This window comes from Rhodococcus sp. NJ-530 (genome assembly GCF_003860625.1).
In the GTDB taxonomy this organism is placed as follows: Bacteria; Actinomycetota; Actinomycetes; order Mycobacteriales; family Mycobacteriaceae; genus Rhodococcus_F; species Rhodococcus_F qingshengii.
Map to the genome: position 1 here is coordinate 1,694,845 of NZ_CP034152.1, position 26,296 is coordinate 1,721,140.

At 63.8% G+C, this 26,296-nt stretch carries 23 protein-coding genes; 13 read left to right on the forward strand and 10 right to left on the reverse strand.

From position 1 onward, the window contains the following. Positions 1-14 precede the first annotated feature (14 nt). Both EHW12_RS07930 and EHW12_RS07935 read right to left on the reverse strand, forming a co-directional pair. Positions 15-2,336, reverse strand: a complete 2,322-nt coding sequence (locus tag EHW12_RS07930; RefSeq protein ID WP_065455926.1) for an arylsulfatase — start codon at positions 2,334-2,336, stop codon at positions 15-17. Beyond that, entirely contained in the window at positions 2,333-3,310 is a 978-nt protein-coding gene (locus tag EHW12_RS07935; RefSeq protein ID WP_116057030.1) for a TauD/TfdA family dioxygenase, read from the reverse strand. The genes EHW12_RS07930 and EHW12_RS07935 overlap by 4 nt, the downstream gene beginning before the upstream one ends. A gap of 342 nt (positions 3,311-3,652) precedes the next feature. Between EHW12_RS07935 and EHW12_RS07940 the strand changes: the two genes are divergently transcribed. Next, on the forward strand, positions 3,653-4,924 hold the full coding sequence (locus EHW12_RS07940; RefSeq protein ID WP_074447122.1) for an ROK family protein: 1,272 nt from the start codon (positions 3,653-3,655) through the stop codon (positions 4,922-4,924). 15 nt (positions 4,925-4,939) lie between these two features. On the opposite strand, the gene EHW12_RS07945 is transcribed toward EHW12_RS07940, so the two are convergent. Then, complete coding sequence (locus EHW12_RS07945) at positions 4,940-5,299, reverse strand: nuclear transport factor 2 family protein (RefSeq protein ID WP_054187841.1); 360 nt, start codon at positions 5,297-5,299, stop codon at positions 4,940-4,942. Between the two features lie 70 nt (positions 5,300-5,369). Between EHW12_RS07945 and EHW12_RS07950 the strand changes: the two genes are divergently transcribed. Next, positions 5,370-6,239 (forward strand): LysR family transcriptional regulator, encoded by an 870-nt coding sequence (locus tag EHW12_RS07950; RefSeq protein ID WP_007735338.1) that lies wholly within the window; start codon positions 5,370-5,372, stop codon positions 6,237-6,239. Here EHW12_RS07950 and EHW12_RS07955 read toward each other — a convergent pair. The 3 genes from EHW12_RS07955 to EHW12_RS07965 all read right to left on the reverse strand — a co-directional run bounded on the left by EHW12_RS07955 (position 6,205) and on the right by EHW12_RS07965 (position 8,436). Further along, positions 6,205-7,209 (reverse strand): tocopherol cyclase family protein, encoded by a 1,005-nt coding sequence (locus EHW12_RS07955; RefSeq protein WP_125050476.1) that lies wholly within the window; start codon positions 7,207-7,209, stop codon positions 6,205-6,207. The two genes, EHW12_RS07950 and EHW12_RS07955, sit on opposite strands and share 35 nt — an antisense overlap. Beyond that, complete coding sequence (locus EHW12_RS07960) at positions 7,206-7,598, reverse strand: PaaI family thioesterase (protein WP_007735335.1); 393 nt, start codon at positions 7,596-7,598, stop codon at positions 7,206-7,208. The genes EHW12_RS07955 and EHW12_RS07960 overlap by 4 nt, the downstream gene beginning before the upstream one ends. 64 nt (positions 7,599-7,662) lie before the next feature. Further along, positions 7,663-8,436, reverse strand: coding sequence for a PIG-L family deacetylase (locus tag EHW12_RS07965; RefSeq protein ID WP_003942001.1), 774 nt, complete (start codon positions 8,434-8,436; stop codon positions 7,663-7,665). A 111-nt stretch (positions 8,437-8,547) separates the two neighbouring features. Between EHW12_RS07965 and EHW12_RS07970 the strand changes: the two genes are divergently transcribed. From EHW12_RS07970 to EHW12_RS08005, 8 genes are all read left to right on the forward strand, one after another. After that, a complete protein-coding gene (locus EHW12_RS07970) occupies positions 8,548-9,774 on the forward strand; it encodes an MFS transporter (RefSeq protein ID WP_003942019.1) in 1,227 nt (408 codons plus the stop codon). Next, a complete protein-coding gene (locus EHW12_RS07975; protein ID WP_164490554.1) occupies positions 9,720-10,547 on the forward strand; it encodes an alpha/beta hydrolase in 828 nt (275 codons plus the stop codon). Before EHW12_RS07970 ends, EHW12_RS07975 begins: the two co-directional genes overlap by 55 nt. A 42-nt stretch (positions 10,548-10,589) precedes the next feature. Next, a complete protein-coding gene (gene mshA, locus EHW12_RS07980; protein ID WP_003941843.1) occupies positions 10,590-11,918 on the forward strand; it encodes a D-inositol-3-phosphate glycosyltransferase in 1,329 nt (442 codons plus the stop codon). Further along, positions 11,915-12,412: a YbjN domain-containing protein gene (locus EHW12_RS07985; RefSeq protein WP_047268888.1), complete on the forward strand. Its 498-nt coding sequence runs from the start codon at positions 11,915-11,917 to the stop codon at positions 12,410-12,412. The genes mshA and EHW12_RS07985 overlap by 4 nt, the downstream gene beginning before the upstream one ends. Positions 12,413-12,551: 139 nt before the next feature. Next, positions 12,552-14,153 (forward strand): AMP-binding protein, encoded by a 1,602-nt coding sequence (locus EHW12_RS07990; RefSeq protein WP_042923257.1) that lies wholly within the window; start codon positions 12,552-12,554, stop codon positions 14,151-14,153. Positions 14,154-14,199: 46 nt separating this feature from the next. Further along, positions 14,200-14,955: a phosphoglyceromutase gene (locus tag EHW12_RS07995; RefSeq protein ID WP_003941992.1), complete on the forward strand. Its 756-nt coding sequence runs from the start codon at positions 14,200-14,202 to the stop codon at positions 14,953-14,955. Positions 14,956-15,117: 162 nt separating this feature from the next. Next, a complete protein-coding gene (locus EHW12_RS08000) occupies positions 15,118-16,353 on the forward strand; it encodes an ATP-binding protein (RefSeq protein ID WP_003941938.1) in 1,236 nt (411 codons plus the stop codon). Continuing rightward, entirely contained in the window at positions 16,350-17,039 is a 690-nt protein-coding gene (locus EHW12_RS08005) for a response regulator transcription factor (RefSeq protein WP_003942020.1), read from the forward strand. Before EHW12_RS08000 ends, EHW12_RS08005 begins: the two co-directional genes overlap by 4 nt. Before the next feature lie 99 nt (positions 17,040-17,138). Here EHW12_RS08005 and EHW12_RS08010 read toward each other — a convergent pair whose 3' ends face one another. Beyond that, positions 17,139-17,924, reverse strand: a complete 786-nt coding sequence (locus EHW12_RS08010; protein WP_003941928.1) for a hypothetical protein — start codon at positions 17,922-17,924, stop codon at positions 17,139-17,141. A gap of 66 nt (positions 17,925-17,990) precedes the next feature. Between EHW12_RS08010 and EHW12_RS08015 the strand changes: the two genes are divergently transcribed. From EHW12_RS08015 to EHW12_RS08025, 3 genes are read left to right on the forward strand one after another with little or no spacing between them, the layout of a single operon-like run. Continuing rightward, positions 17,991-18,941 carry a Ppx/GppA phosphatase family protein gene (locus EHW12_RS08015; RefSeq protein ID WP_003941975.1) on the forward strand — a complete coding sequence of 317 codons (951 nt, stop codon included), beginning with the start codon at positions 17,991-17,993 and terminating at the stop codon, positions 18,939-18,941. Beyond that, the gene (locus EHW12_RS08020; RefSeq protein WP_125050477.1) at positions 18,941-20,074 is read left to right on the forward strand and encodes a hypothetical protein; all 1,134 of its coding nucleotides are present in this window, start codon (positions 18,941-18,943) and stop codon (positions 20,072-20,074) included. Before EHW12_RS08015 ends, EHW12_RS08020 begins: the two co-directional genes overlap by 1 nt. A gap of 7 nt (positions 20,075-20,081) precedes the next feature. Then, positions 20,082-20,966, forward strand: a complete 885-nt coding sequence (locus EHW12_RS08025) for a sugar phosphate isomerase/epimerase (protein ID WP_003941889.1) — start codon at positions 20,082-20,084, stop codon at positions 20,964-20,966. Here EHW12_RS08025 and EHW12_RS08030 read toward each other — a convergent pair. Genes EHW12_RS08030 through EHW12_RS08040 form a run of 3 tightly spaced genes read right to left on the reverse strand, consistent with a single transcriptional unit; the run spans position 20,946 to position 26,182 of the window. After that, the gene (locus EHW12_RS08030) at positions 20,946-22,379 is read right to left on the reverse strand and encodes an HAD-IB family hydrolase (RefSeq protein WP_003941905.1); all 1,434 of its coding nucleotides are present in this window, start codon (positions 22,377-22,379) and stop codon (positions 20,946-20,948) included. The two genes, EHW12_RS08025 and EHW12_RS08030, sit on opposite strands and share 21 nt — an antisense overlap. After that, entirely contained in the window at positions 22,376-24,712 is a 2,337-nt protein-coding gene (locus EHW12_RS08035) for a glycerol-3-phosphate 1-O-acyltransferase (RefSeq protein ID WP_007735324.1), read from the reverse strand. The genes EHW12_RS08030 and EHW12_RS08035 overlap by 4 nt, the downstream gene beginning before the upstream one ends. 3 nt (positions 24,713-24,715) lie before the next feature. After that, entirely contained in the window at positions 24,716-26,182 is a 1,467-nt protein-coding gene (locus tag EHW12_RS08040; protein WP_125050478.1) for a wax ester/triacylglycerol synthase domain-containing protein, read from the reverse strand. Positions 26,183-26,296: the final 114 nt, after the last annotated feature.

Below are 26,296 nucleotides of genomic sequence, written 5' to 3' on the forward strand. Positions count from 1 at the left end.
ATGCAATCGTAGGGCTAGTCGGCGGCATACTCTGCTTCCCGTTCGATGGATTCGATGTGACGACGCGGTACTTGTATCCGGCCGGGTGTGTAGGTGACGGCGCGCAGCGCGCCGCTGTACCGGAAGGGACCATGGCGTCGTCGTACCTCCCACGACACAGGTCCCCTGGCGTCGACACCGACCGAGATACCGGTCCACGGCGCCATTCCCACCAGTTGTACTTGCCCGAGCAGCCGGCCCGCGTGAATGCCGTCGACGCTGACGTGGAGATCCCAACGCAACCGCGGTACCACCGTCACCGACAGCTCGATGCGTTCGGTGCCGAGCGCCAGCGGTCCGGCGTCGACAACGGAGTAGGAACCGAACGCGTTGTACCCGAGATGCAGGTGCCCGTCCTCGACGTAGAGAAGGTACCCACCCTGCGGATCGCCATGGGCGACAAGGACACCGGCGTCACTTTCGCGGTAACCGTCGAGTTCGACCGTGATGTCGAAGTCGCGGAACCCGATCAGCTTGGATGAGCGGTAGCGCTCCAGCGGGGGCGTTCCGGCAAGTAGTCGCACCGGGCGTGAGAGTGCTCCTTCCTCCGGACGGCGAACCGCGCCGACGGTATTGCCGAGTAGAGGAAACACGGTGTTCGCCCACGCCGAGTGGTCCCAGGCCTCGGCGAGTTCGCGAACCTTGTCGGGAAACCGTGATGCCAGGTCGTCGAGCTCGGTCGGGTCGGTGCGGACGTCGAACAACTGCCAGTGCGGTTTGTCGATGTCCGCCGGGGTGAGAGCCAGCAGTTTCCAGCCGTCCTTGTAGTAGCCACGGTTGCCGGTCATCTCGGTGTACTGCTCGGTGTGAGTGCTCGGAGCGGCAGACGAACGCAGAACGGACGCGGAAGACACCCCGTCGAACTCTTTCACCGGGAGCCCGTTTCGCACACTGGGTGCGTCGATTCCGGCCAGTTCGAGCAGCGTAGGGGTCAGGTCGGTGACGTACGCGAACTGGTCGCGAATCCCGTTGTCGTCTGCTCCGGGTTTCAATCCAGCGGGCCAGGACAGGAGAAAAGGAACACGGATCCCGCCGGCAAAGGATTGCCCTTTGTAGAACCGGAACGGGGTGTTGGACGTCTGTCCCCATCCACGTGGATAGTGGACGCCCAATTCAGGTCCGCCGATGAGGGATTCGTCGTGGGGGACATCGCCCACCCAGTCCGGATCCTGAATATGCGCGAACTGTGCGAAGTAGCTTCGGGTCCCGTCCGAACCGCCCTCGGCGGTGCCGCCGTTGTCGGAGGTGAAGACGATGATCGTGTTGTCGAGCTCGCCGAGTTCGTCCAGGGTGTCGACGATGCGTCCGACGCTCTGATCGATCGAGTCGACCATCGCCGCGTACACCTCCATGTAGCGGGCGAACCTGGACTGCACTTCCGGCGTGAGTGATTCCCATTCGGGGACGTCGAAGCCGGGTTCGGAGTTTCGCGGTGCTTGTTGCGTACCTTCCGGAAAGAGGCCTTGCACGAGCTGAGAGGCGAACCGCGACTCGCGGATTCGATCCCACCCTTCGTCGTAGCGGCCGCGGTACTTTTCCTGGTCGGCAGGCTTGGCCTGCAACGGTCCGTGCATGGCGACGTGTGCGAAGTAGAGGAAGAACGGCTTGTCCTGATCGTGGGCGCGGAGGTCCTTGATGTACCCGACCGCTTTGTCGGTCAGATCGTCGGTGAGGTAGTACCCCTCGGGGTACTCGTCCACGTCGACCACAGAATTGTCGGAGATCAGTTGATTGGGATAGTAGAAGGAGTTGAGGCCTTCGAGTGAGCCGTAGTAGCGATCGAAACCGCGCTGCGTCGGCCAGGAGTCACGACTTCGTCCCGGGGCCAGGTTGGCGTCGCGTACGAGGTGCCACTTGCCGACGGCATAGGTCGCATAGCCCGCGCCGCGGAGGATTTCGGGGAGTGTCTGGACGTCGTCGGCCAATTCCAGACGCAGTCCGGGGTAGCCCGGATCGGCGTTGGCGACAAAACCGTACCCGGCGCGGTGCGGATTCAGGCCGGTGAGAAGAGCTGCGCGCGACGGCGAGCAGAGGGGCGTCGTGTGATAGTTGGTCATCCGAATGCCCTGCGCGGCAAGGCGGTCGAGGGTGGGAGTCTCGATCTCGGAGCCGAACGGCCCGATGTCGCTGTACCCCATGTCGTCGATCAGAACCACGACGATGTTGGGTGATCCGGGAATCGGGGTCGTGGAGGTGGGCCACGACGGGGTCGAATCGGCTGCGGTGCGGCCGATTCGACCCTCGAAGCCTTCGTATCCGCGGGCGTGCGGAGGAGGGGCGGAATCCGGTGAAGTCATGGGAGAGTCGAGGCGCCTTCGATGATCGAGTATTCGGAAGCGTCGCCGGCGATGCTGCGGCTTCGTTCCCCGTGGATGTTGACCGGGATGTCGCCGGCAAGGGTGATGCGTTCCAGACGCCGGTACTGATCGTCGTAGTCGGCGATCGCGTAGTGCTGGGTGGCGCGGTTGTCCCAGATCGCGACGTCACCCGCTTCCCAGTTCCACCGCGTCGTGTACTCGAGCTTGATGGCGTGATCCTGCAAGAGCTTGAATACACCGTTCGACTGTTCGGTGCTCAACCCGACGAAGTTCTTGACAAAATGTCCGAGGACGAGCGTGCGTTCTCCGGTTTCGGGGTGGACCCGCACCACCGGGTGTTCCGTCTCGAAGTACGTGGACTGGAACTCCTCGCGGTAGGCGGCCGTGCGATCTTCGGTGAGCCGCTCGGCGCTGGTTGCCGCATAGTCGTAGACGTTCGTGTGGCGAGCCCAGAGGTTCTCCGCGAGCGCCTTGAGCGGATCCGGCAGTCCGTTGTAGGCGGCTACCCCTGACGCCCACGTCGTGGAACCGCCGTATTCGGGTAGCTGCACCGCGCGCAGGATCGAAGCCTTGGGGATGCGGTCGACGAAGGTGACGTCGGTGTGCCAGCTGTTGGCCTTGCCCAGGTCCGAGTCGATGGGCAGAACTTTTGCGCCGTGCGACTTCACGGTGGGGTGGGCAGTGGTCGGGGTACCCAGCAGATGGGCGAACTCGTACTGCGAATCGTTGTCGAGGTGGTCTTGCCCGCGAAAGAAGATCACCTTGTGTTCGAGAAGTGCTTGCCGGATGAGGGAAATCGTCGCCGGGTCGAGATGCCCGCCGAGAGTGATTCCGTCGATTCGGGCGCCGATATGCGCGCCGAGGGCGGTGACAGTGCCGCGAGCGGCGTCAACGGCCGCTCCGTTCGTTGATGCCGAATTCGTGAGGGTCGGCTTGGCGAAAGCTGTAGACATGGTGCACCTTTCGTGGGGAGTGTGCCCACCCAAACACGCGAGATTTCGCCCCGACAGGGTTGCGTTCAGTGTGATCGTTACCGCACCTGATTTGTGAATCTCGGTGAAGCTGCTACTTTTGGAGCCATGTCGACCGACCAGCCTGCCGCTTTGCGGGTCACCTATGTGACCGCTGCGCTTGGTTCGCGTCTGCCTCTGGCGCGAGAGCTGTGTTGTCGCCGCCGTTCTTTCTGCAGCTAATTTCTGCGCCTTTTCTGTCTATTTCTTCGTGTGACCAGTGGAAACGCTGATTTCTCGGTCGACAGAGATATGCGCCTTCTCCTCCTTCTGCAAGGGACAGCCATGTCGACACCCACAATCTCCGCCATTCCGAACATCCGATCGCGAACCGCGCTCTCGGGAACCCGGACCCGCACCCAGATAGTTGCGCCCGAACTACGCATCGCCGACGGTCCGTCCGCGACTGTGTTGCGCATTGCTCGATCCCGTGGGCCGCTCTCACGTGACACTGCGGCAAAGGCATCAGGGCTGAGCATCGCCACCGTGAACCGGCAGGTCACGAGCCTGCTGGACCTCGGGATCCTGCGCGAACGCGCGGACCTGACGGCCTCCGGAGCAATCGGGCGTCCGCGAGTTCCGTTCGAGGTCAACCACGAGCCTTATCTGACAGTCGGCATCCACATCGGTGCCGTCGTCACCAGCATCATTGCCAGCGACATTCGAGGAAAGGTGCTCGGCGCCGTCGAGATTCCGACGCCTGCCACCAATTCTGCTGTCGCGCTTGCCACGATTGCGCGCTCGGCCAAATCCTTTGCCTCGCGGTGGCACAAGCGTCGTCCGCTCGCCGTCGGCGTGGCCATCGGCGGTCGCGTCGATTCAGCGACCGGAGTCGTCGATCACCCGCGTCTGGGATGGAAGGGCGCCAAGGTCGGGTCCATCATCGGAGCCGGCTTGGATCTCCCTGTATCGGTAGCCGCCCACGTCGAGGCGATGGCTGCGTCGGAACTTCTGCTCAGCACCGACCGTGCCGAAGCCCCGACGCCGGGCACTACCGGCCTGTACTTCTATGCTCGTGAAACTGCCGGTATCGCAATCACTTTCGAAGGGCGAGTACACACGCCGTCCAGCGGACCCGGTTCGATCGCGCACCTCCCCACCGGTTCGTCCGCACGGTGCACCTGCGGAGCCGTGGGTTGCCTTGAAGCGACGATCAGTGACCGCGCCGTAGTCGCGCAGGCTTTGTCTTCGGGCGCCGTGATCCAGGGCAGCGAGCGTGTCACGATCGCGGACGTCTACCGGGCAGCGTCGTCGGGTTCCATTCCGGCACACGAGCTTCTGGTTGATCGAGCACGCGTCCTCGGCCGGACAGTGGCGATGCTGCGTGACCTGTTCAACCCGGATCGGGTGATTCTGGGTGGTCAGGCATTCACCGACTATCCGGCCGGGGTGCCCCATGTCGCCGAGGCCTTCTCGACGGCATCCTCCTTGGAGCGTAAGGACATTCGAATTACCGGTTTCGGCAATCGGGTTCAGGAATACGCTTCCACGGTCGTGTCACTGAGCTCGCTGTTCGCCGATCCGGCGGCGGCCATGCGGCGTGCGTCGGCCGTCTGACTGCGAAGAGGGCAGTCAGAGTTCCGGTCGATCCAAGACTCGCAACCATGATCCGTCGGGCTGGCGGCGCGCGACCTGCGTGCGCCCGCCGGTTCCGTCGGAAGGTTTGGTCGAGGTCATTGCCAGGTCGCCGCTGATCACCGTCGGTAGAGATTCCTCGACGGTGAATCTCGGTGCAGCTGCCAGCATCTGAGAGATCACCTCGCGGATGGCTTGGCGGCCCACGGTGAGGGACCCGGGCGGGAAGGCCATCACCGCATCCTCCTCGTAAAGTGCGGCGACGGCGTCTGCGTCACCAGCGTTGGCAAACTGCACAAAAAGCTTCGCGATGTCTTCCGGGGTTCCGGCCTTCTGAACGTCATCTGTTGTTGTCATGCTTCCATCGTTCTACCGCACCGGCGATAAGTCCAAGATCTAGTTTGTCTCGCAGCTAGAATTAGCAGTTATGGAACTTCGGCAACTCGAGTACTTTGTCGCTGTCGTTGAGGAAGCTAATTTCACTCGCGCCGCCGAGCGGCTTCACGTAGCCCAACCGGGTGTGAGTGCGCAGGTCAAACGGCTGGAACGTGAGCTGGGGCAGGAATTGCTCGATCGTAGTGGTCGAACCGTTCGTCTGACCGACGCCGGGCGAGCTGTCCTCCCACACGCCTACGCTGCACTCGCTTCCGTTCAGAGCACCCGCGACGCTGTCGATGCCCTGAACGGACTTGTTCGCGGCTCCGTTTCGGTCGGGATGGTTACCGCCTGCGCTTCCGCCGACCTCACAGATCTGCTCAGTCGGTTGCACAACAAACACCCCGGACTGGACATCTCGCTGGCCGAGGACGATTCGCGCAGTCTGCTTGCCGGAGTGTTGGACGGAACCTTCGACATAGCCGTCATCGGGGTGGCGGGAGAGTTGCCGGAAGGGCTCGAATCGAGGGTGATCACCGACGAACGACTGGTGGCCGGAGTGGCAACGGATCATCCGCTGGCCGAGGTGTCGTCTCTACCGTTTGCCGAGCTCGCCACGCGATCGGTCATCTGTCTGCCGGAGGGAACCGGTATCAGGACGTGTCTGAACTTCGCATGCGCCGCGGCCGGCACCACGCCGACGGTTGCGCTCGAGGCAAGCAACCTCGGCATCATCGTTTCATTGGCCGCGCAGGGGCTGGGAATGGCCGTGCTTCCCGAGTCGGCAGTGGGGGAGTTGCATCGGATCGATCTCGAACCGGAGGCGCGATCTCGGCTGGAATTGGTCTGGCGTTCGTCGGGCGGCAAGAATCCTGCGGCCTCCGCTCTCATCGATCTTGCGAGAGCTGTTCCCGCCGAGTGAGTTCGGCCTGCGCCCGATCCAATCCGCCGTGCTCGAGAGCAGCCAACCTCGACCTGTCCTTCCAGACGATGGTGCCGCGCCGGCGGACGATGACCGACATCGATCCACCGAGATGCTCGAGCGCTCCTGGCACGTTTCGACGCTCGGCAGGTATCGGAACAGGAAGTATGTGTGCGTCGGCGATGGGTGCGGTCCCGTCGATGTCGACGCTCCACTTCCGGCTGTAACCCCGAAGCGTCCAGCGATCGTCGGACACCGTCGTCTCCACCTGTGACGTCAGTGGATTACCCAGCCGCAATACCGTTCCGTCCGGTAGCGCGGCAACGACGGCGGTGACTTCGGTGCGCAGAGGTCCGGCGCTGACCTGTCCGCCGGCAAACGCCACGCAGGCTCGAGGATCGGTGAACCCCTGTGCCTGTCCCCACCACCAGGATTCCGGAAATCCTCCCTTTCCCCAGTTCTTCTCGCCGTACACCTGCGCTCCGGTGAGATCCCAGCTCTGCCCGTCGATGACGGCGCTTCCCTCGACCCGGCCGCCGAGCAGCCACGGATGCCAGTACTGATTGAGTGCGGGAATTGATTGGAAGTAACTCGATCCCCCGAAGCGGCGGTGCGGCCAGAATCGCTGACTACTGATGCGCACGTCGAGATGACTGTCGCCGAAATCGACCTGGAGTCGATCGGCATTGCCGCGGAAAGCGTTGTCGGCGTAGGCCCCCAGGATACGGGGATCGGCCGATCCATTCGGATGCTCAGCAGTGCGGAGGAATCCGCCTGGGTGTGCCGCGAGACCGAGCGTCGACCAGCTGCCGCCGTCGGCCTTGTTGATTCCGGCGAGCGCGATCACCACCCGCCCGCTGTCTGGCATCGTGAATCGCCAGAAGTAACCCTCCATCGCAACGTCATGGGAGGCAAGCAGATTGCCGTACGGCAGGGTGGCACCCGAAGCGCGGTACGCGGGAAGCTTCACGGTCCCAGTACTGCCTGTGATGCGGTGACCTGAGCGACGAGGCGGCCCTCGTCGTCGCGGATCTCGGTCACCACCGCGACGGTGCTGCGCCCCGCGTGCAGTGGCCGGGCGGTGGCGGTGACCGTGCCCTTGCGCACGCCGCGAGTGAAGACGGTCGACGAACTGGTGGTGGACGTACTTGCGCCGGACGGCAGATTGAGGAATGCACAGACGGCGCCGACGCTGTCTGCCAGCGTCATCAAGGCGCCGCCGTGCATTCCGTTGCCGGCGGTGGTGCGGTGGCTGTCCCAATCCAGATGGCCGACAACCTGTTCGGGTGCCGCGCTGTCCAACTGAATTCCGGTGTGAACTGCAAAAGGCATGCTCGCGACAAGTTGTTCGAGGTCCATGCCTACCGATGTTAACGAGCCGCCGAAACCTCCGTCGGGACTTCGGTTTATCGAGGGCGGTGACTCACAGGGGCAGGGCGGTTTCCGACAGCCCTTCCGGCGCGTTGCGACGACGGAACCACTCGGTGCCGAATGCCGCGGCGAGCTGCTCCGTCGGCATTTCGAGGAACGGGCCGAAATCGCCGACCTGCGTTGCGTGCGCGTACATGGCCGCGCGCTTGGACGAGATCACCGAACTGACGTCGACCGCGGTGGTGAGTTGGTCAGCCGGAAGCCCGAACGATTCGATGTCCGGCGGCTGCGCCTCCTCGGTCCACTCGGGGTTGGCCTGCATCAGCATCTTCATGTGATCGCGGTTGGTGGACGCCTCGTAGACGAACGGCGTGCCCGCGAGTTCTGCAGCACGAACGCCGACGTGGTGGACCTGGATGTGATCCGGGTGGCCGTATCCGCCGTTGGGGTCGTAGATGGTCAGGACATCGGCGTTCTCTTCACGAAGAACCTCGGCCAGACGCTCGGCGGCCTTCTCGACGTCGACGTTGCAGAACGCTTCCGGATTCTCGTTCTCGGGCGTACCCACCATCCCCGAATCCGGGTAGTGCAGGGACACGACGCGACTGGCACCCAACGCGTCGGTGGACGCCTCGAGCTCACGGCTGCGGCGCTGAGCCAACGTCTCGTATTCGTCCAACAGTCCGTCGGGGAATTCACCGAGAGCACCGTCGGTAGCGGTGACGACTACGACGCGGTGACCTGCGTCGGCGGCCATTCTCATCACGCCGCCCGTAGTGAAAACTTCGTCATCGGGATGGGCGTGGAAACACACCAGGACACTCATTCGCGCAATCGTAAGGCAAGTTACCGACAGGTCAACCCGAGCGCACAGTGAAAACGATTTGTCGAGTCGGCCTCGGCTCTGTGAACCTTGTTCAGTGCACGAGAAGCTGACATGAGCGAATCCACCAACAAAGGCCTGCTGAGCGCCTACCGCGAGATCTTTGCCGCCCCCGGATCGGTCGCCTTCTCGGCCGCCGGATTTGTCGCAAGGCTGCCGATCGCCATGATCGGTATCGGAATCGTGACGATGATCTCGCAACTTCGTGGTGACTACGCGCTCGCCGGCGCGCTCGCCGCGGTTTTTGCGCTCTCGTCGGCGATCATCGCGCCCGCGGTCTCGCGTGCGGTCGACCGCTTCGGACAGCGAGCGGTCCTGCCGATTGCCGCAGCCGTGAGCGTCACCGCGATCGGGGCGCTCCTGCTCGCAGTCCGGATGGAAGCTCCCGACTGGCTGCTGTTCGTTCTGGTCGTCCCCGGCGGCGCCACTCCGACGATCGGCGCGATGATTCGCGCCAGGTGGGTGGCGATCTATGTCGGAAAACCTCAGCTGCGCACCGCCTTCGCCTTCGAATCGGTGGTGGACGAGCTCTGCTTCGTGGCGGGCCCGGTCATATCGGTAGGTCTGAGCATCGGGCTCTTCCCCGAGGCTGGACCACTGGCAGGGTTGATCCTGCTGGTCACCGGAACCCTGCTGCTGGTCATACAGCGCGGAACCGAACCGAAGGTGCATCCGCGTCGACCCGGCCGCGGACGATCGGTTCTCGGTAACCACGTGATGTGGATCGTCATCGTGATCATGGTGATGCTCGGAACGATCTTCGGCGTCATCGACGTCGGCGCCATCGCGTTCACCAAGGAACAGAATTCGCCGGGGTCGGCGACGCTGGTCCTCGCGCTGTTCGCCGGCGGTTCGGGAATCGCGGGACTGATCTTCGGGTCGATGCACCCGGCGCGATCGCTGCGCGGGCAGTTGATGATCGCGTCCTCGGCGGTCGCCGTTCTCAGCGTCCCGCTTCTGTTGGTCGGAAACGTGGCCGCACTTGCGGGTGCCTACGTGCTGGCGGGCGCGACCATCGCACCGACGCTCATCATCGCGACAGCCCTGGTCGAACAGATCGTCCCACCGGAAAAGCTCACCGAGGGAATGACCCTGACGGTTACCGGCCTCGGCGTCGGCGTGGCGCTCGGGTCTGCGCTGGCCGGACAGCTGATCGATCGCTACGGCGTCCCGTCGGCCTACATGCTCGCCGTCGGCGCCGCAGTCGCAGCCTCTATCGTGACGGCATGTCTATTCGTGAAGCCGTCAGCGTCGACGGCACGTCCATCGTCTATCGAGTAACCGGAAATTCGGCGGGGACCCCGCTGGTGTTGCTGCACGGCTGGGCTCAGTCCTCGCAGTGCTGGGGCGAGCAGGTCCTCGCGGACCTGGCCGCGGACTATCGGCTGATCGCCGTCGATCTGCGCGGCCACGGTTACTCAGATGCGCCCGAATCCGGATACGACGATTCCGCGAACTGGGCCGGCGACGTCGCGGCTGTTCTTGCGGCCGAAGGCGTCACCGAGAACGCGATCCTGCTCGGCTGGTCGTACGGCGGTCTGGTGATCTGCGATTACCTGGCAGCGCACGGCACCGGCGCGGTGGCGGGCGCGGTTCTGGTCGGGGCGATCACCAGCATCGGGCGCGGCGAAAAAGGTGGCAAGGTCGGCTCGGCGATGCGTAGCGCAGTTCCCGGCGCGATGTCCGAAGATCCCCGCGAGGCGATCCGTGCACTCGGCGCTTTCGGCAATGCTCTCACCGGCCCACACGAGGGCAAGGGTGCAGCGTCGCAGGCCTTGTTCGGGTACAGCCTCTCGACGCGTCCGCGGGTGCGCGCAGCACTGTTCAACCGTGCTGTCGGTCACGACGAGTTGCTTCGCAACCTGGACATCCCGGTCCTCGTTCTGCACGGAACCGACGACTCCGTCGTCGACGTGAGCGCAGGTAAGCACGCCGAGGAACTGATTCCCAAGTCCCAGGCGTCGTACTGGGAAGGCTGCAATCACGGCCCGTTCGTGGAGGATCCGACACGATTCGTGTCCGAAGTGCGAACCTTCATCTCGAGCCTCGGTTAGAGTTCGCGCCCGGTGAGGGGGCAGTATGGAGTCGTGACGCCCATGCACATTTCGCGCCCTCGCCGGGTGGCCGTTCTCTCGGTCCACACCTCGCCATTGGCGCAACCCGGCACCGGTGACGCGGGTGGGATGAACGTCTACGTTCTGCAATCCGCCATTCAGCTCGCCAAACGTGGCGTCGAGGTGGAGATATTCACCCGCGCGACGTCCTCGGCCGACGCACCCGTGGTGGACGCCGCTCCCGGAGTGCGGGTTCGGAACATTGCTGCTGGTCCCTTCGAAGGGCTGGACAAGGCGGATCTGCCGACTCAACTGTGTGCCTTCGTCGCAGGAGTTCTGCGGGAGGAAGCGCGCCACGAGCCCGGGTACTACAGCCTGATTCACTCGCACTACTGGTTGTCCGGTCAGGTCGGCTGGCTGGCCCGCGACCGCTGGGGCGTGCCCCTCGTACACACCGCCCACACCCTCGCGGCGGTGAAGAATCTTTCGCTTGCCGAGGGAGACACCCCGGAGCCGGCAGCACGTCAGATCGGCGAGCAGCAAGTAGTCGCCGAGTCCGATCGCCTGGTCGCCAACACCACCGACGAAGCCAAGGCGCTGCACGAGTTGTACGGCGCAGATCCCACGCGTATCGACGTCGTGGCTCCCGGCGCCGATCTCACCCGCTACCGACCGGGCGATCGCGATTCCGCCCGCGCGTCGTTGGGGTTGGACCCGGGCGAGGTCGTCGTGACTTTCGTCGGCCGGATCCAACCTCTGAAAGCGCCGGACGTTCTGCTGCGTGCTGCCGCCGAAGTGATCAGCCGTCGCCCCGAGTTGCCGTTGCGCATCCTCGTCGTCGGCGGGCCGTCCGGAACTGGCCTCGCGCGGCCGGACGTGCTGATCGAACTGGCACGCTCACTCGGCATCACAGCGCAGGTGACGTTCTTGCCGCCGCAGGCTCCTGAGCGTCTCGCCGATGTCTACCGTGCCTCGGATCTGGTTGCGGTGCCGAGCTATTCGGAGTCCTTCGGATTGGTCGCCATCGAAGCTCAAGCCTGCGGAACTCCCGTGATCGCCGCCGACGTCGGCGGACTGGGAGTAGCCGTACGCAACGGGGAGACAGGCCTGCTGGTTCAAGGACACCGCACCGAAGACTGGGCCGGCGCCCTCGAATCTTTGGTGACAGCACCGACGCGCTTGGCCGAACTCGCCGCGCAGGCACCGCGTCACGCCGAAAATTTCTCGTGGGAACACACCGCGGACGGTTTGCTCGAGAGCTATCGCAAAGCCGCAGTCAACTACAACAACGGAACCGGTCCCAGCGACTTCTCGCCCCGCCGTGCGCGGGGTCTGTGGCGTCTGCGCCGGACCGGGGGAGTGCGTACATGAGCAGCATTTCGGACACCATCGAGCAGGCCCTCACCGAGCGTGAACTCGACTTCACCAGAAAAGACGACGCGCATTTCATCGTCGAACTTCCCGGTGAACACAAACTCAAGACGTCGACTCTGCTCACCGTTGGCAATCACGGTGTGCGGGTCGAGGCCTTCGTGTGCCGCAAGGTGGACGAGAACTTCGAAGGCGTCTACAAGTTCCTGCTCAAGCGCAACCGCCGTCTGTACGGGGTGGCGTACACACTCGACAAGGTCGGGGACATCTACCTGGTCGGCAAGATCGCGGAGCATGCCGTGACCGGCGATGAACTCGACCGAGTGCTCGGTCAGGTTCTCGAAGCCGCCGACGGCGATTTCAACGTCATCCTCGAACTCGGCTTCTCCTCGTCCATCAAGCGTGAGTGGGCGTGGCGGGTGTCGCGAGGCGAGTCGCTGGCGAATCTCGAACCGTTCAAGCACCTCATCGAGGAGGAGCCCGCGCAGAGCTGATCGAGCGGGGTGAGACACATCGCGGATGTGTCACGTAAAGTGACCTTTACTTGTGACTGTCGTCACGGAATAATACTGTTCCCGTGAGTCACAGTAAGTTGGTCACACCACCCCGCCGCGCAACTTTTCGAGGAGCACAGTGAGCTTCAAGAGTCCGTTCCCCGACGTTGAAATCCCCAACCTCAGCGTCTACGACTTCCTGTTCGGAAACACCGACCCCGCAGACCTCGACAAGACGGCATTCGTCGAGGGCAGTTCGGGCGCAGTCACCACATACGCTTCGCTGATCGCACAGATCAACGGCGTTGCAGGCGCTCTCGCAGCGCGCGGACTCAGCGTCGGCGACGTGGTCGGGCTGCATTCGCCCAACGTCCCGGCCTTCGGTTCCGTCTTCCACGGCATCCTTCGTGCCGGTGGCGTCGCGACCACGATCAACGCGCTCTACACCGCCGAGGACATCGCCAAGCAGCTCACCGATTCCAAGGCCAAGTTCCTCTTCACCGTCTCGCCGCTCCTGCCGCAGGCAAAGGCCGCTGCTGACCTGGTCGGTATCCCGGCCGAGAACGTGTTCGTACTCGACGGGGCCGAAGGCCACCTCTCGCTGCGTGATCTGCTCGGCGAGGGTGCAGCGGCGCCCGAGGTCTCCTTCGATCCGGCCACCCAACTCGCGGTGCTGCCGTACTCCTCGGGCACCACCGGCCGACCCAAGGGGGTCATGCTCACCCATCGGAACCTCGTGGCCAACGTCTGCCAGATCATTCCGCGGATGGGCATCGAGACCGACGACAAGATTCTCGCGGTCCTGCCGTTCTTCCACATCTACGGCATGACTGTCCTGCTCAACGCTGCGCTCTATCGCCGCGCGAGCCTCATCACGATGCCGAAGTTCGATCTCGTCGAGTTCCTGCGGATCGTCGCCGAGCAGAAGTCGACGTACATCTTCGTCGCACCGCCCGTTGCCGTCGCGCTGGCCAAGCATCCGCTCGTCGATCAGTACGACCTCTCGAGCGTGCACACCATCTTCTCCGGTGCGGCCCCGCTCGACGCGGCGCTCGGCAAGGCCGTCGCCGACCGGTTGAACTGCCACGTCCGCCAGGGCTACGGCATGTCCGAGATGAGCCCGGTCTCGCACGCGATTCCGTTCGACCGCGACGACATCGCGCTCGACACCTGCGGTCCGACCATCGCCAACATGGAATGCAAGCTCGTCGACCCCGGAACGGGCGAAGAGGTCGCGTACCCGGCTCTCGGCTCGGACGGCGTCAGCGAGCCCGGCGAACTGTGGTGCAAGGGCCCGAACATCATGCTCGGCTACCTCGGCAACGACCAGGCCACCAAGGACACCCTCGACGACGACGGTTACCTGCACACCGGTGACATCGCGACCGTCGACGGCGACGGCGTCGTCAAGATCGTCGACCGCCTCAAGGAACTGATCAAGTACAAGGGCTACCAGGTTCCCCCGGCGGAACTCGAGGCCTTGCTGCTGACCCATCCGCAGATCGCCGACGCCGCAGTGATCGGTGTGCTCGACGCTGAGGGCGAAGAGGTTCCGAAGGCATTCGTCGTGCTCCAGGACGGCGCCGAGTTGACCGAAGACGACGTGATCACCTTCGTCGCCGAGCGCGTCTCGCCGCACAAGAAGGTTCGCCAGGTTTCGTTCATCAGCACCGTGCCGAAATCCGCGGCCGGAAAGATCCTCCGCAAGGATCTGCGAACTGCGGAAGTAGCCCCGAGCTGATTTCCGGACAGGGTTGATCAAGAAGGGTTCCGGTACTCGTGCCAGGATGAACGCCATGAGTATCGGAACCCTGGTCCTGCTCCGCCACGGCGAGAGCGAATGGAATGCACTCAATCTGTTCACCGGCTGGGTGGACGTACACCTGACAGACAAGGGCATGGCCGAGGGCAAGCGCGCCGGCGAACTGCTCGCCGAGCACAACCTGTTGCCCGACGTTCTCTACACGTCTCTGCTGCGCCGCGCGATCAGCACCGCCAACCTCGCGCTCGACGCCGCCGATCGCCACTGGATCCCGGTAGTGCGCGACTGGCGTCTCAACGAGCGCCACTACGGCGCTCTGCAGGGCAAGAACAAGGCGCAGACCAAGGAAGAGTACGGAAACGAGCAGTTCATGCTCTGGCGTCGTAGCTACGACACCCCGCCGCCCGCCATCGAAGCCGGCAGCGAGTACAGCCAGGACACCGATCCCCGGTACGCGAACCTCGACGAGGTTCCCTTGACCGAGTGCCTGCTCGACGTCGTCAAGCGTCTGATCCCGTACTGGGAGGACACCATCTCCCAGGAGCTGCTCGCCGGTCGGAACGTGCTGGTCACCGCGCACGGCAACTCGCTGCGTGCGTTGGTCAAGCACCTCGACGGCATCTCGGACGAGGACATCGCGGGCCTGAACATCCCGACCGGAATCCCGCTGCGTTACGACCTCGACGAGAACCTGAAGCCGCTCAATCCCGGCGGCACCTACCTGGATCCGGAGGCCGCAGCTGCCGGCGCCGCCGCGGTGGCGAATCAGGGCGGAAAGTAGCAACCCGATGATGTGCGTCGAGGCCCCCCGAACAGTGATTTCGGGGGGCCTCGGCCAACAACAGATGAACGACGAACCAACGCCGTCCACCTGGCGGATTACGCGGGTGGGAACGTCCGAACCCGCCGTAACCGACTCTTCGCGCGAACGTACGATTGCGCCGTGAGTGTCGTGATTGCAGTGCTGCTGGTCGTGGTCGCCGGCTTGGTCGGCTACCTCGTCGGCGGGGTGCTGGTACCCAGGCTGTCGTCGCGCCAGAGTCAGCGCTCGGACGAACAGACCGGGCTCACGATGTCCCAGGTTCTCGACCTCATCGTGTTGGCTTCGGAAAGCGGTATCGCCGTCGTCGACGGTTTTCACGACGTCGTGCTCTTCAATCCTCGCGCCGAGGAACTCGGTCTCGTCAAGAATCGTCTGGTCGACGAGCGAGCTTGGCGGGCTGCTCAGGAAGTTCTGCGGACGGGTCAACCTGTCGAGGTCGATCTGACGGCGCAGACCGCTCAGCGGGGCCGCGACAAGATCGCGGTACGTGGCACGGCCCGGTTGCTCAGCAAGGACGATCGCAACTTCGTGGTCCTGTTCGCCGACGACGATTCCGAGCAGGTCCGCATGGAGGCGACCCGACGCGATTTCGTCGCGAACGTCAGCCACGAACTCAAGACGCCGGTCGGTGCGATGAGTTTGCTTGCCGAGGCACTGCTCGAGTCCGCTGACGACCCGGAATCGGTACGCCACTTCGGCGAACGGGTGCTCGGTGAGTCGATTCGTCTGGGCAAGATGGTCACCGAGTTGATCGCACTCTCGCGTCTGCAAGGTGCCGAGAAGCTGCCGGATCTCGACGTGGTCGACGTCGACACCGTGGTGTCCGAAGCACTGTCGAGGTCGAATCTGTCGGCCGAGGCGGCCGGGATCACGGTCACCACCGACCATCCGAGTGGGCTGGAAGTACTCGGGGATCAGACTCTCCTCGTCACAGCATTGTCCAACCTCATCGAGAACGCTATTGCTTACTCGCCCAAGGGTTCTCCGGTGTCCGTCAGTCGTTCGGTGCGCGGCGACAATGTCGCGATCGCAGTCACCGACCGAGGAGAAGGCATCGCGAAAGCGGACCAGGAGCGAGTGTTCGAGAGATTCTTCCGCGTGGACAAGGCGCGGTCACGGCAGACCGGTGGAACCGGTCTGGGGCTGGCGATCGTCAAACACGTCGCGGCCAATCACAACGGCTCCATCGAACTGTGGAGCAAACCGGGAACAGGGTCTACCTTCACGTTGCAGATACCGGCACACGTGGAGTCGGACGACGACATCGACTCTGACGACGCGGGAACCGCCGGTTCCACGCGGATCGGCAGACGAGAACAAGGCAGTAGAGAAAACGGCATGGAGGCCAAACGATGACGAGTGTGCTGATCGTGGAGGACGAGGAGTCCTTGGCGGACCCGCTGGCGTTCCTGCTCCGCAAGGAAGGCTTCGAGACCACCATCGTCAACGACGGACCGTCGGCGTTGGCGGAATTCGATCGCTCCGGAGCGGACATCGTCCTGCTCGACCTCATGCTGCCCGGCATGAGTGGCACGGACGTCTGCAAGGCGCTGCGGTCGCGCTCCGGCGTCCCCGTCATCATGGTGACGGCGCGTGACAGTGAGATCGACAAGGTTGTCGGCCTGGAACTCGGTGCGGACGACTATGTGACCAAACCGTATTCGGCGCGCGAGCTGATCGCTCGCATCCGTGCGGTGCTGCGCCGCGGGGTGGAGAACGAGGCGGACCTCGCCTCCGACAACGGGGTGCTCGAGGCCGGACCGGTACGGATGGACGTCGAGCGCCACGTCGTGCAGGTCGCGGGTAACCCGGTGACGTTGCCGCTCAAGGAGTTCGACCTCCTCGAGTACCTGCTCCGCAACTCCGGTCGGGTGCTGACCCGCGGACAGTTGATCGACCGCGTCTGGGGCGCCGACTACGTCGGTGACACCAAAACCCTTGACGTACACGTGAAGCGGTTGCGTTCGAAGATCGAATCGGATCCGGCCAAGCCGGAACATCTGGTCACGGTCCGTGGATTGGGTTACAAGCTCGAAGCGTGATCGAACCTCGTCGAGAAGAAATGTCGAGAAGAAATGTCGAGGAGAATTCAGCCGCTCACACGATCGTGTGAGCGGCTGAATTCTTTTGTCTAGGCGGAGTCAGCCCTGAGCTTTGTTCTGAGCGATCGTGGTCGCCGGATGGACTGCGATGAGGCCGAGGCCCGCGCGACGTCTGCAGAGGCGAGCCAGCTCGTCGTACGCGCGCTTTCCGAGAAGTTCCGTCAACTCGGGCCCGTAGGACTGCCAGACCTGCCGCTCCCCGACATGAGCGTCGGGGGAGCCGGAGCAGTACCAGGCGAGGTCGTCGCCGCCCTCACCCCAGCCGCGGCGGTCGTACTCGGTGATCGTGGTCTTGAGGATCTGGACGCCGTCCGGCCGGTCGACCCAGTCCTGGGTGCGGCGGATCGGTAGCTGCCAGCACACGTCCGGTTTCACCTCGAGCGGCTCGATGCCCTTCTTGAGCGCCATGGAATGCAGAGCGCAGCCCTCGCCTCCGGCAAAACCCGGCCGGTTGAGGAAGATGCACGCTCCTTTGTAGCGGCGGGTGCGCAGCGCGGGCTCGTCCTCGAGGTCGTCTTCTTCGACGTAGCCCTTCTTGCCGAGACCCTTTTCCATGAACTGCCAGTCTTCGGCTGTGAGCATTTTCACTGACGCATCGAGCTTGTCCTGATCTTCCTGATCGGAGAGGAAAGCGCCGTGCGAGCAGCAACCGTCGTCCGGGCGGTCTCCGATGATGCCCTGACACGCCGGCGTGCCGAACACGCAGGTCCAATGCGAGAGCAACCACGTCATATCAGCGGAAATGAGGTGTTCGGAGTTATCCGGATCGACAAATTCGACCCATTCGCGCGGGAAATCGAGATCGACCTCGGGGCTCGGAGTCATCTTGTGGGACCGGTCTGGGTTACCTGCTGTCACAAGGGCCGACCGTAGACCCAGTAACGTGGCGATGTGCGACTAGGGGTACTCGACGTCGGAAGCAATACCGTCCATCTATTGGTTGTGGACGCCCATCGGGGCGGCCACCCAACACCCATGAGCTCGACCAAGTCCACGTTGAGGCTGGCAGAAAACACTGACGACCGCGGCGATATCACCACGTCAGGAGCCGATCGGTTGGTCTCGACGGTTTCCGAATTCGCCGGTATCGCCAAGACGTCCGGGTGCGAGGAAATGATGGCTTTTGCCACTTCCGCGGTCCGTGACGCCAACAATTCCGAAGCCGTACTCGCCCGCGTCCGCGCCGAGACCGGAGTCAACCTCGAGGTTCTCTCCGGGGTCGACGAAGCCCGCTTGACCTTTCTGGCCGTGCGCCGCTGGTACGGCTGGAGCGCCGGACGCATCCTGAACCTGGACATCGGCGGCGGCTCGCTCGAACTCACAGCAGGTGGTGACGAGGATCCGGACGTCGCCTTCTCACTGCAACTCGGTGCCGGACGGTTGACGCGCGACTGGCTACAGGCCGATCCGCCGGGCAAGCGCCGGGTCGCTGTATTGCGCGACTGGCTGGACGCGGAGTTGGTCGGACCAGCCAAGGAACTGCGCGCCGCCGGCGACTGGGACCGCACGGTCGGGACTTCGAAGACCTTCCGATCGTTGGCTCGGCTCACCGGCGCGGCCCCTTCTGCCGCAGGCCCCCGGGCAAAACGGACCCTGACTTCCAGCGGACTCAGGCAACTCATAGCCTTCATATCCAGGATGACGGCAGCGGACCGTGCAGAATTGGAAGGAGTGAGCTCGGATCGGTCACAGCAGATTGTGGCCGGCGCGCTCATCGCAGAGGCAACCATGCGGGCGCTCGGAGTGGACGAACTGGAAATTTGTCCCTGGGCACTGCGTGAGGGTCTGATTCTGCGAAAGCTCGACACAGAAATGGGCGGTGAATTGGTGGTGAGTGCTTGATGACCGAGGACAGTCAGCAGATTTCCGTAGCGGAACTGCTCAAGCGGAACGGTCAGAGCGTCGAATCCCGAGGTGGACGACGCCGGCGCGGCGTAGCCGGTGGCATCTCCGTCGCCGAACTGACGGGTGAGATCCCGATCGTTCGCCAGTCGGGATCGCGCGCGGCCGCCGAGCCCGAGTCCGGCGAACCAGCAGCCCAGCCTGAAGCCGCTGCGCCGGAAACCGCTGCGCCGGAGAACTCTGCACCTTCAGCGCCGGCCGAGGCTGTCGCGGAAACCGCCAAGTCAGTCGAACCGGCACCGAAGGTTCCCGCCGATCGCACCGCAGCCTTCGCCGTCTCGTTCGACGACGACGATGACGATGACGAGCCGCAGGCACCCAAGGGCGAGTCGAAGCCGGTTGCTGCGCCGCCGGTCACCACTCCGAAGCCGACTTCCACGCCTTCGCCGGGACAGACCTCGAAGTCCTCGCCCGGGCAGTGGGTGAGCCGGGCACCGCTCAACTCCTCGTCACCGACGCAGGTAACGCAGGAACCAGCCCTGCTGTCGGGTCAGACCCTGGCGGGCGACCTGATGCGTCAGGAGCGCGCCGCAACGCAGTCGCCGTCGTTGCGTCCGCCGATCCTGCCGCCGCGTGTCCCCACTCCCGTCGCCAAGGCACCTGCACAGACCGCTCCCGCTCCGGCCGCGCCGGAAGAGAGCACCGAACTGATCGACAAGATCGCAGACGCGGATGTCGGCGAGGCCGAATCCACCGCTGTTGTCGATCTGGTCAAGGCTCCGGCAGTCGATGACGGTGCAAAAAAGTCCAGTGCCGTCGCGGAGTCCGATGTCGAAGCCGAATCGGCAGCGGAAGAGACAGGCGAGCGTAACGCGATCCGTGAATGGGCAGTGCTTGCCGGTCAGGTGGTTGTTGCACTGATCGTCGGCGGCGCGATGTTCAAGGGCTTCGAGAAGCTGTGGGACATGCTGCCGTGGGTGGCGTTGGTGCTCGCGCTGATCGTGATCGTCGGCCTGGTTGCCGTCGTGCGGGTTCTGCGGAAGACGGACGACATCACGAGTTTCGTGATCGCGGTGGTCGTCGGCATGATCGTGACGCTCGGTCCACTGGCGTTCTTGTTGACCTCGGGTTGATCGGACGATGATCGGGGGATCGCAGCGCATGGTTCGTCGGCCGATAGCCGTCGGCCTGTCGACGGCTTCGGTATATCCGGAGAACACGGAAGCAGCATTTCGCTACGCCGCTGATCTCGGATACGACGGTGTCGAACTGATGGTGTGGGCCGAATCCGTGAGTCAGGACGTCGGTGCTGTTGCCGCCCTCGTTCGCAAGTACGCCATTCCGGTGCAGGCCGTGCATGCGCCGTGTCTTCTGATTTCGCAGCGCGTGTGGGGTTCCGATCCGGTCGAGAAGCTCGAGCGTTCGGTGCGCACGGCCGAAACCTTGGGAGCGACGACGGTGGTCGTCCACCCGCCGTTCCGGTGGCAGCGCAAGTACGCCGAAGGCTTCGCGGAACAGGTTGTCGATCTCGAATCGAAGAGCAGCGTCGTGGTGGCGGTGGAGAACATGTTCCCCATGCGCGCCGACAGCTTCTTCGGCGGCAAGGACAAGTCCGCGGAGCGTCTGCGTAAACGTGGCGGTCCAGGGGCAGCGTTGTCCGCGTTCAGTCCGTCGTACGACCCGACCGATTCCGATCATGCTCACTACACACTCGACCTGTCGCACACCGCGACGGCGGGCATGGATGCCCTGGAGTTGGCCTCCCGTATGGGCAAGGGGCTCGAGCACCTGCACCTGGCCGACGGTCGCGGGGCGTCGATGGACGAGCACCTGATTCCGGGGCATGGCTCACAGCCGTGCGCGGAGTTGTGTCAGCAATTGGCTGCGAGCGAATTCAGCGGCCAGGCTGTCATCGAGATCAACACGCAGAACGCGCGCACCCGGCGGGAGCGGTCGTCGATGCTGGCGCAGGCGCTCGCGTTTGCACGCGAGCACCTGGCACGCTCAGCGGTGGCCGGCAAGTAGCGCAGCTTCGAACTGCGCGCGCACCTTCTCGACGTGTGCGTCGAGGTCTTTGGTCTCCCAGCCTTCGGTCGAGATGGGATCGAGCACCGAGACATAGACCGGGCCTGGATGGGCGACAAGCGAATTGCGCCACATCCGTTCACCCGCGTTGTGAATCACCACGGGCACGATCGGCACACCGGCTTGGATCGCCAAGTGGAATCCACCCTTCTTGAAAGGGCCCAGACGTGGCGTCGGAGAACGGGTGCCCTCCGGAGCTATGACTATCGAGACACCATTCTTCAGCTTGTCGACTGCCGGTTGCAGTGCAGCCTTCGCCTTCGTGGTGTCGGTGCGGTCGATGTAGGCGACGTCGAGCAGTGCACCGACGGGCATGAACCGCGGATCGCTTGCCGCTTCTTTCTTCGCGACGCCGGTCACGTCACGCTTGATCACGGTGCCCAGGACCAACATGTCCAGGGAACTCTGATGGTTGAACATGAACACCGCCGGGCGGTGATCCCACACGTTGTGCTCGCCGTCGATCTCGACGTCGATGCCCAGCAGTGAGAGCGAGATGTCGGGGCCGTACGTGCCGACCAGGTTCGCACCCAGTTGACGGTTCCCGGTGACAATGCCTGCCGACGCACCGAGGGCGGCGGTGGCAGCAAGCGCGCCCATGGCAGTCGCCGTTCGGATCGTGGAGATCGGTGTTGCGCCTCGTTGCGGTTTACGCAGGCTGACCGAAGGCCAGTGATTGCGCAACGCGATCTTGGCCAGACCACGATCGGGATTCAACGCGACAGGTCGCCCGACGGCCTCGAGCATGAATACGTCTTCGACACCGTTGGAGTACGCAAACGCGTTCTTCAGATCGGCGCCCATCTTCTCGGCATAGCCTGCAAGGGCATTGGCCTTGGCCGGCCCCCACAGTGCGGGCGAAGACAGTTCGCCGGTGAGCATGCCGTCCACGACTTCGGGCTCGGTGCACAGCACGTCTTCGATGTCGAGATCTTCGGCGACGTACTTGGCCTGGAACGGAGTCGCCGACGTAGCCATCACGATCGTGTGGCCGGCTCGCCGGTGTGCCGCCAGTAGCCCGCGGGCTTCCGGGTAGATCATCGCGGCGATCTCCTGCTTGAACAGCCGTCGGCCCCAGTCGTTCAGTTCCTCGACGGTACGGCCGCCCAATGCTCGAACGCCGATGTCCATCAGTGCTCCGACGTCAGCGCCGCGGAATTGGGTGTCGATCGCGGCACCGGTGGTGCGCAAGAGTTCGCCGACGCTGATATCCAAGCGTCGCAGGCGGTCTCGGTACACAACGCTGGCCGAGTACCCGCTGATCAAGGTGCCGTCGAGGTCGAAGGCGGCGATCGTTCCGGGCCCGGGCGGGGCGGCTTCGATGGCGGAGTGCAGACGCTCGAGTCCGGTCACAGTCCTACTTCCTCGTTCGCGGCGGGCGCTCGGTTTGCTTCTGGAATGGTCACTACCGCGGCGGCGTCCGGTACCGGCATCGCCACCTGATCGAGTCGTGCATGCGCGAGTGCGCGAAGGTGACGCAGGCGCTCGACCTGAACCTTGATCTCGGCAGCGAATGCCAGGCGCCTGGCCCGGACTCCGTCGTCGTCGACTTCGATCAAGTTACGGTTGCGCGCCAAATTCAGTGCGGTGGCGAATAATTCGCCGGAGACGGATTCGTTGCTGGCGATCTGCTGCCGCAGTCGACGCTGATGTGCGACGTCGATGCAGTTGCTGATGAACGACTTTTCGTCGAACGATGTCGAAATCGGCGCGAGCACAAGCTGATCGGCGACAACCTGGTACGCCTCGAGGAACGGTTGGAGCACGCGGTGCGCGAGGTACGGGCGAACCGTCTCGATCATGTGCTCGGTTCGTTTGTCGTCGGCCATGACGGTTTCCCACTCGGGGTCGATCAGCGTCAGCTCGGTCCGCATCTCCTGCTCGAACGTGTCCCGGTCACTGAAGAAGAACTCGAATTTCAACAAATCTCGGATGCGCTTGGCCTCTGCCCACCCGTCCCCGATGGGGTCCTCGAACCGCTCTTCGACGGCTGCCTGAAGTACGAGTTCGGTGATGGCACGCACGACAAGAAAGTGAATCGTGTTGTTGCGGTAGAAGGCAGCGACAAGATGCTGGTCCTTGCCGAGGTAGAAGACCTGCTCGCCGCCCCGATCGAAGCGCTCGAGCACCCCGGAATCGACGTGTGTCTGCAATGCCTTCTCGATGACACGCGGATCGGACAGTTCGACGTCGCCGGCGATCGGAAGATTTCGCGCGGTGATGTAGCCGAACAGCGGCGTGAGAATCGCGGTGAGTTCACGAACTGTCAACGCCCGGTCTTCGATTCCGAGGAACGCCAACATCGCCAGTGAAGACACGGTCACCGGGGTGACCTCGTTGATGCGGTGACACACCTCGATGCCGGCCTTCTGAATGGCGAGGCGCTGATCGGTTTCCTGGCTGAGTGCGTCCGCGAGTGAGAGCGGCCGGCCGATGGTCACGTGCGCGACACCGTTGCGTTTTCCCTGGGCGCGTACGTAACCCACCATCCAGCGCAGGCCTTCCGGTGTCTTCTCGGCGCCGAGCGCCTCGGCAGCCATGGCCCCGACCTCGTAGAGTTGGTCGTAGCTCAGCGCAACCGGGACGAGGTACACGTCGGACGCTCCGCTGACCTGAAATGCCTTGGTCAGGTAGGTCAGGAGACCGAAGCGCGGCGGGCGTAGTTTCCCGGTACGTCCGCGTCCACCTTCGATGTACCACTCCAGATTGAAGCGCTTGGTCAGCAGATAGCGCATGTACTCGTGCATCGACCATTTGTAGACCTCGTCGTTGCCGATGCTTCGACGAATGAAGACGGTGCCGCTGCGCTTGAGGATCGAGCCCATGGGCCAGAAACTGATGTTGAGGCCGCCCATGACGTGATTGAGCGGCAAGCCGTTCGCGATCAACGCCGGACGCAGGACGAGGGGATCGAGGTACGAACGGTGACTGGGGAGGAAGACCAGTGAGTGTTCCTTGTTCAGCTCACGGAGTTCCTCGAAGCGGCTCGTGTCCACGTCCAGCTTGTAGGCGCGAGCGAAGTAGCGGCCCAGGCGATCCCACACCGCGATGGCTTGGCGACTCTGGGTGGCAACCATTTCTTCGAGAGCTTCACGTGCGCGGCGATCGACTTCGGCGACGGCGATGTTCAACCGGTCGGCCAAAGCCATGACCTCGGTGGCGAATCGGCGGGTGTCGGTGATCTCGTCGACGACGAACCGTGACACCTTGTACTGGCCACCCAGTAGGCCCAATTCGGCGCGTTCGAGTGCCAGAGCGGCCTGCCGTCGGATGAACTCCGGTAGCGAACCGCCACCGCTCTTTTCGAGGCGACGCTCGAGATCGCTCAGTGGTGCGGGTTCACCTTCGATGACCTGGCACCGAGAGGGGTCGGTGCGCAGGGTTCTGCGTTGTGCACCGCGTCCGGGGTGGAGAGGATCGCGTGGTGCCAGCGCATCACGTAGTCGCACCGCGACGTTGTGCTTGGTATGGGTGTCCGGAATCCACACCACGCGAAGCGGTGCGAGCATCGGGTCGTCGGTCCGTGCCGCCAGTTCTGCCAGGGTCTTGTCGGTGATGTTGACGGTGACCGGCCGAGTTTCGGATGAGCTTGCCTTGTCGGCAAGCCACTTTCGCAGCACGCCGGCTTCGGCCTCTGTCATGGTTTCGGTGAGGTACACGCGCGGGTTGGTCGTGTTCTCGCTCATGACTCACGCACCTTCCGTTGTGACTCCGAGAGCGACGATCTCGTCCAGGCTCTCCTGCAAGCACTGCATCAGCAGCGCGGGCTTCGTGATCGCGGCGGTGTCGAGATTGATTCCGATACAGCACACCCCGACGTGGGAGACCAGTGTCGCCATTGCCGCGCAACCGGGCGCCGGGCCGAACGGGAACATCCGCTCGATCTTCGCTCCGGCGAGATAGACCGGTACCGGTACGCCGGCGACGTTGCTGGCCTGCAGGTCCAGACCCGTCGACTGTGACAGATACCAGTTCGCGAGTAGATAATTCGGCAGGCGGGCGAGGATCGGGGCGGCGACGTCGAGAGCGTCCAACGCGGGCTCCTCCCGCAGACCCAGTATGATCTCTCGCACCTGCCTGATGCGTTTGGCCGGATCGGTTTCGGAGACCGGGCCGTTGAAGCGAACGGCTGCAAACCTGTTGCCGCCGTTGGCGTCTGCGCCCGTACGCATGCTGATCGGCATACCCATCGGAATGCTGTCGACGGACTGTCCGAAGGCTTCGTGGTAGCGACGGAAGCCGCCGAGCAAGGCAGCGACGTACGCGTCGTTGAGTGAGCCACCGGCAGCTTTCGCCCCGGCCTTGAGCTCGGGGACACCCACCTCGAGAGTTCCGAACCATCGTCCGAGACCACGATCGTGGAGCAGAGGGGAACCGGAACGAGCTGGGGGAGTGACGATCTTGCGGAGTGAATTGGCGTAACCGAGGACCTCGGAAGCAGTCGTGATCGGACTCGAGATCGCCGTGGTCGCAACATTGGTGGCACCACGGACCAGCTTGGCGATACGCGAGGGCGCACGCCGGATCTCGCTGACGACCTCCTCGCCGAAGGCGCCCACCGACGACAGATGCTCAGGAGCAGGCGGTGTGCGGTCGGGCTTGTTCGGAGTGGGGTCCGGGCGTCTGCTGTGCAGGAGCGTCATCATCTGGATGCCGCCCATGCCGTCGGTGATGGAGTGGTGAGTCTTGACCACGAACACGGCGCGACCGTCGTCGAGACCTTCGATGAGCAGCGCGCTCCACGGCGGTCGAGCCTTGTCGAAAGGTTCCGTCGCAAGGTGACGACACATGCGCAGTGCGTGATCGAAGTCCGCCGGTGCAGGTAAGCGGACGCGTCGTAGGTGGTAGCCGATGTCGAACTCGGGATCGACGGACCACACCGGATTGCCCAGCTGCATTGCCGGTTCCACTGCTCGCATACGAATACGCGGAACCACGTGCGATGCCCACTCGACTGCGTCGAGAAGTCGATCCCAGTCCGGGGCACGATCGAGTACCTCTACCGCAACGATCGGTGAGCGCAGTTGCGGCTGCGCCTCTTCCATCCGCCACATTCCAGTCTCGAAGTCGGACATCGTGCGGTTCGCCCCCCAGGCGACCGCGGAAAGGTCGACGTCGACCGCGCTAGGAGGAACAAATGGATTGCTGTTGGCCATACGTCAAGAACTCCCTCGGTCTGCGGATCCACCCCGCGCATCTCTGCTTCTAAGTGTGGACCCGCGACCGTGGGCGCGTCCCGGTTTCGGTGTCAGCCGACAGGTGTGACGTTC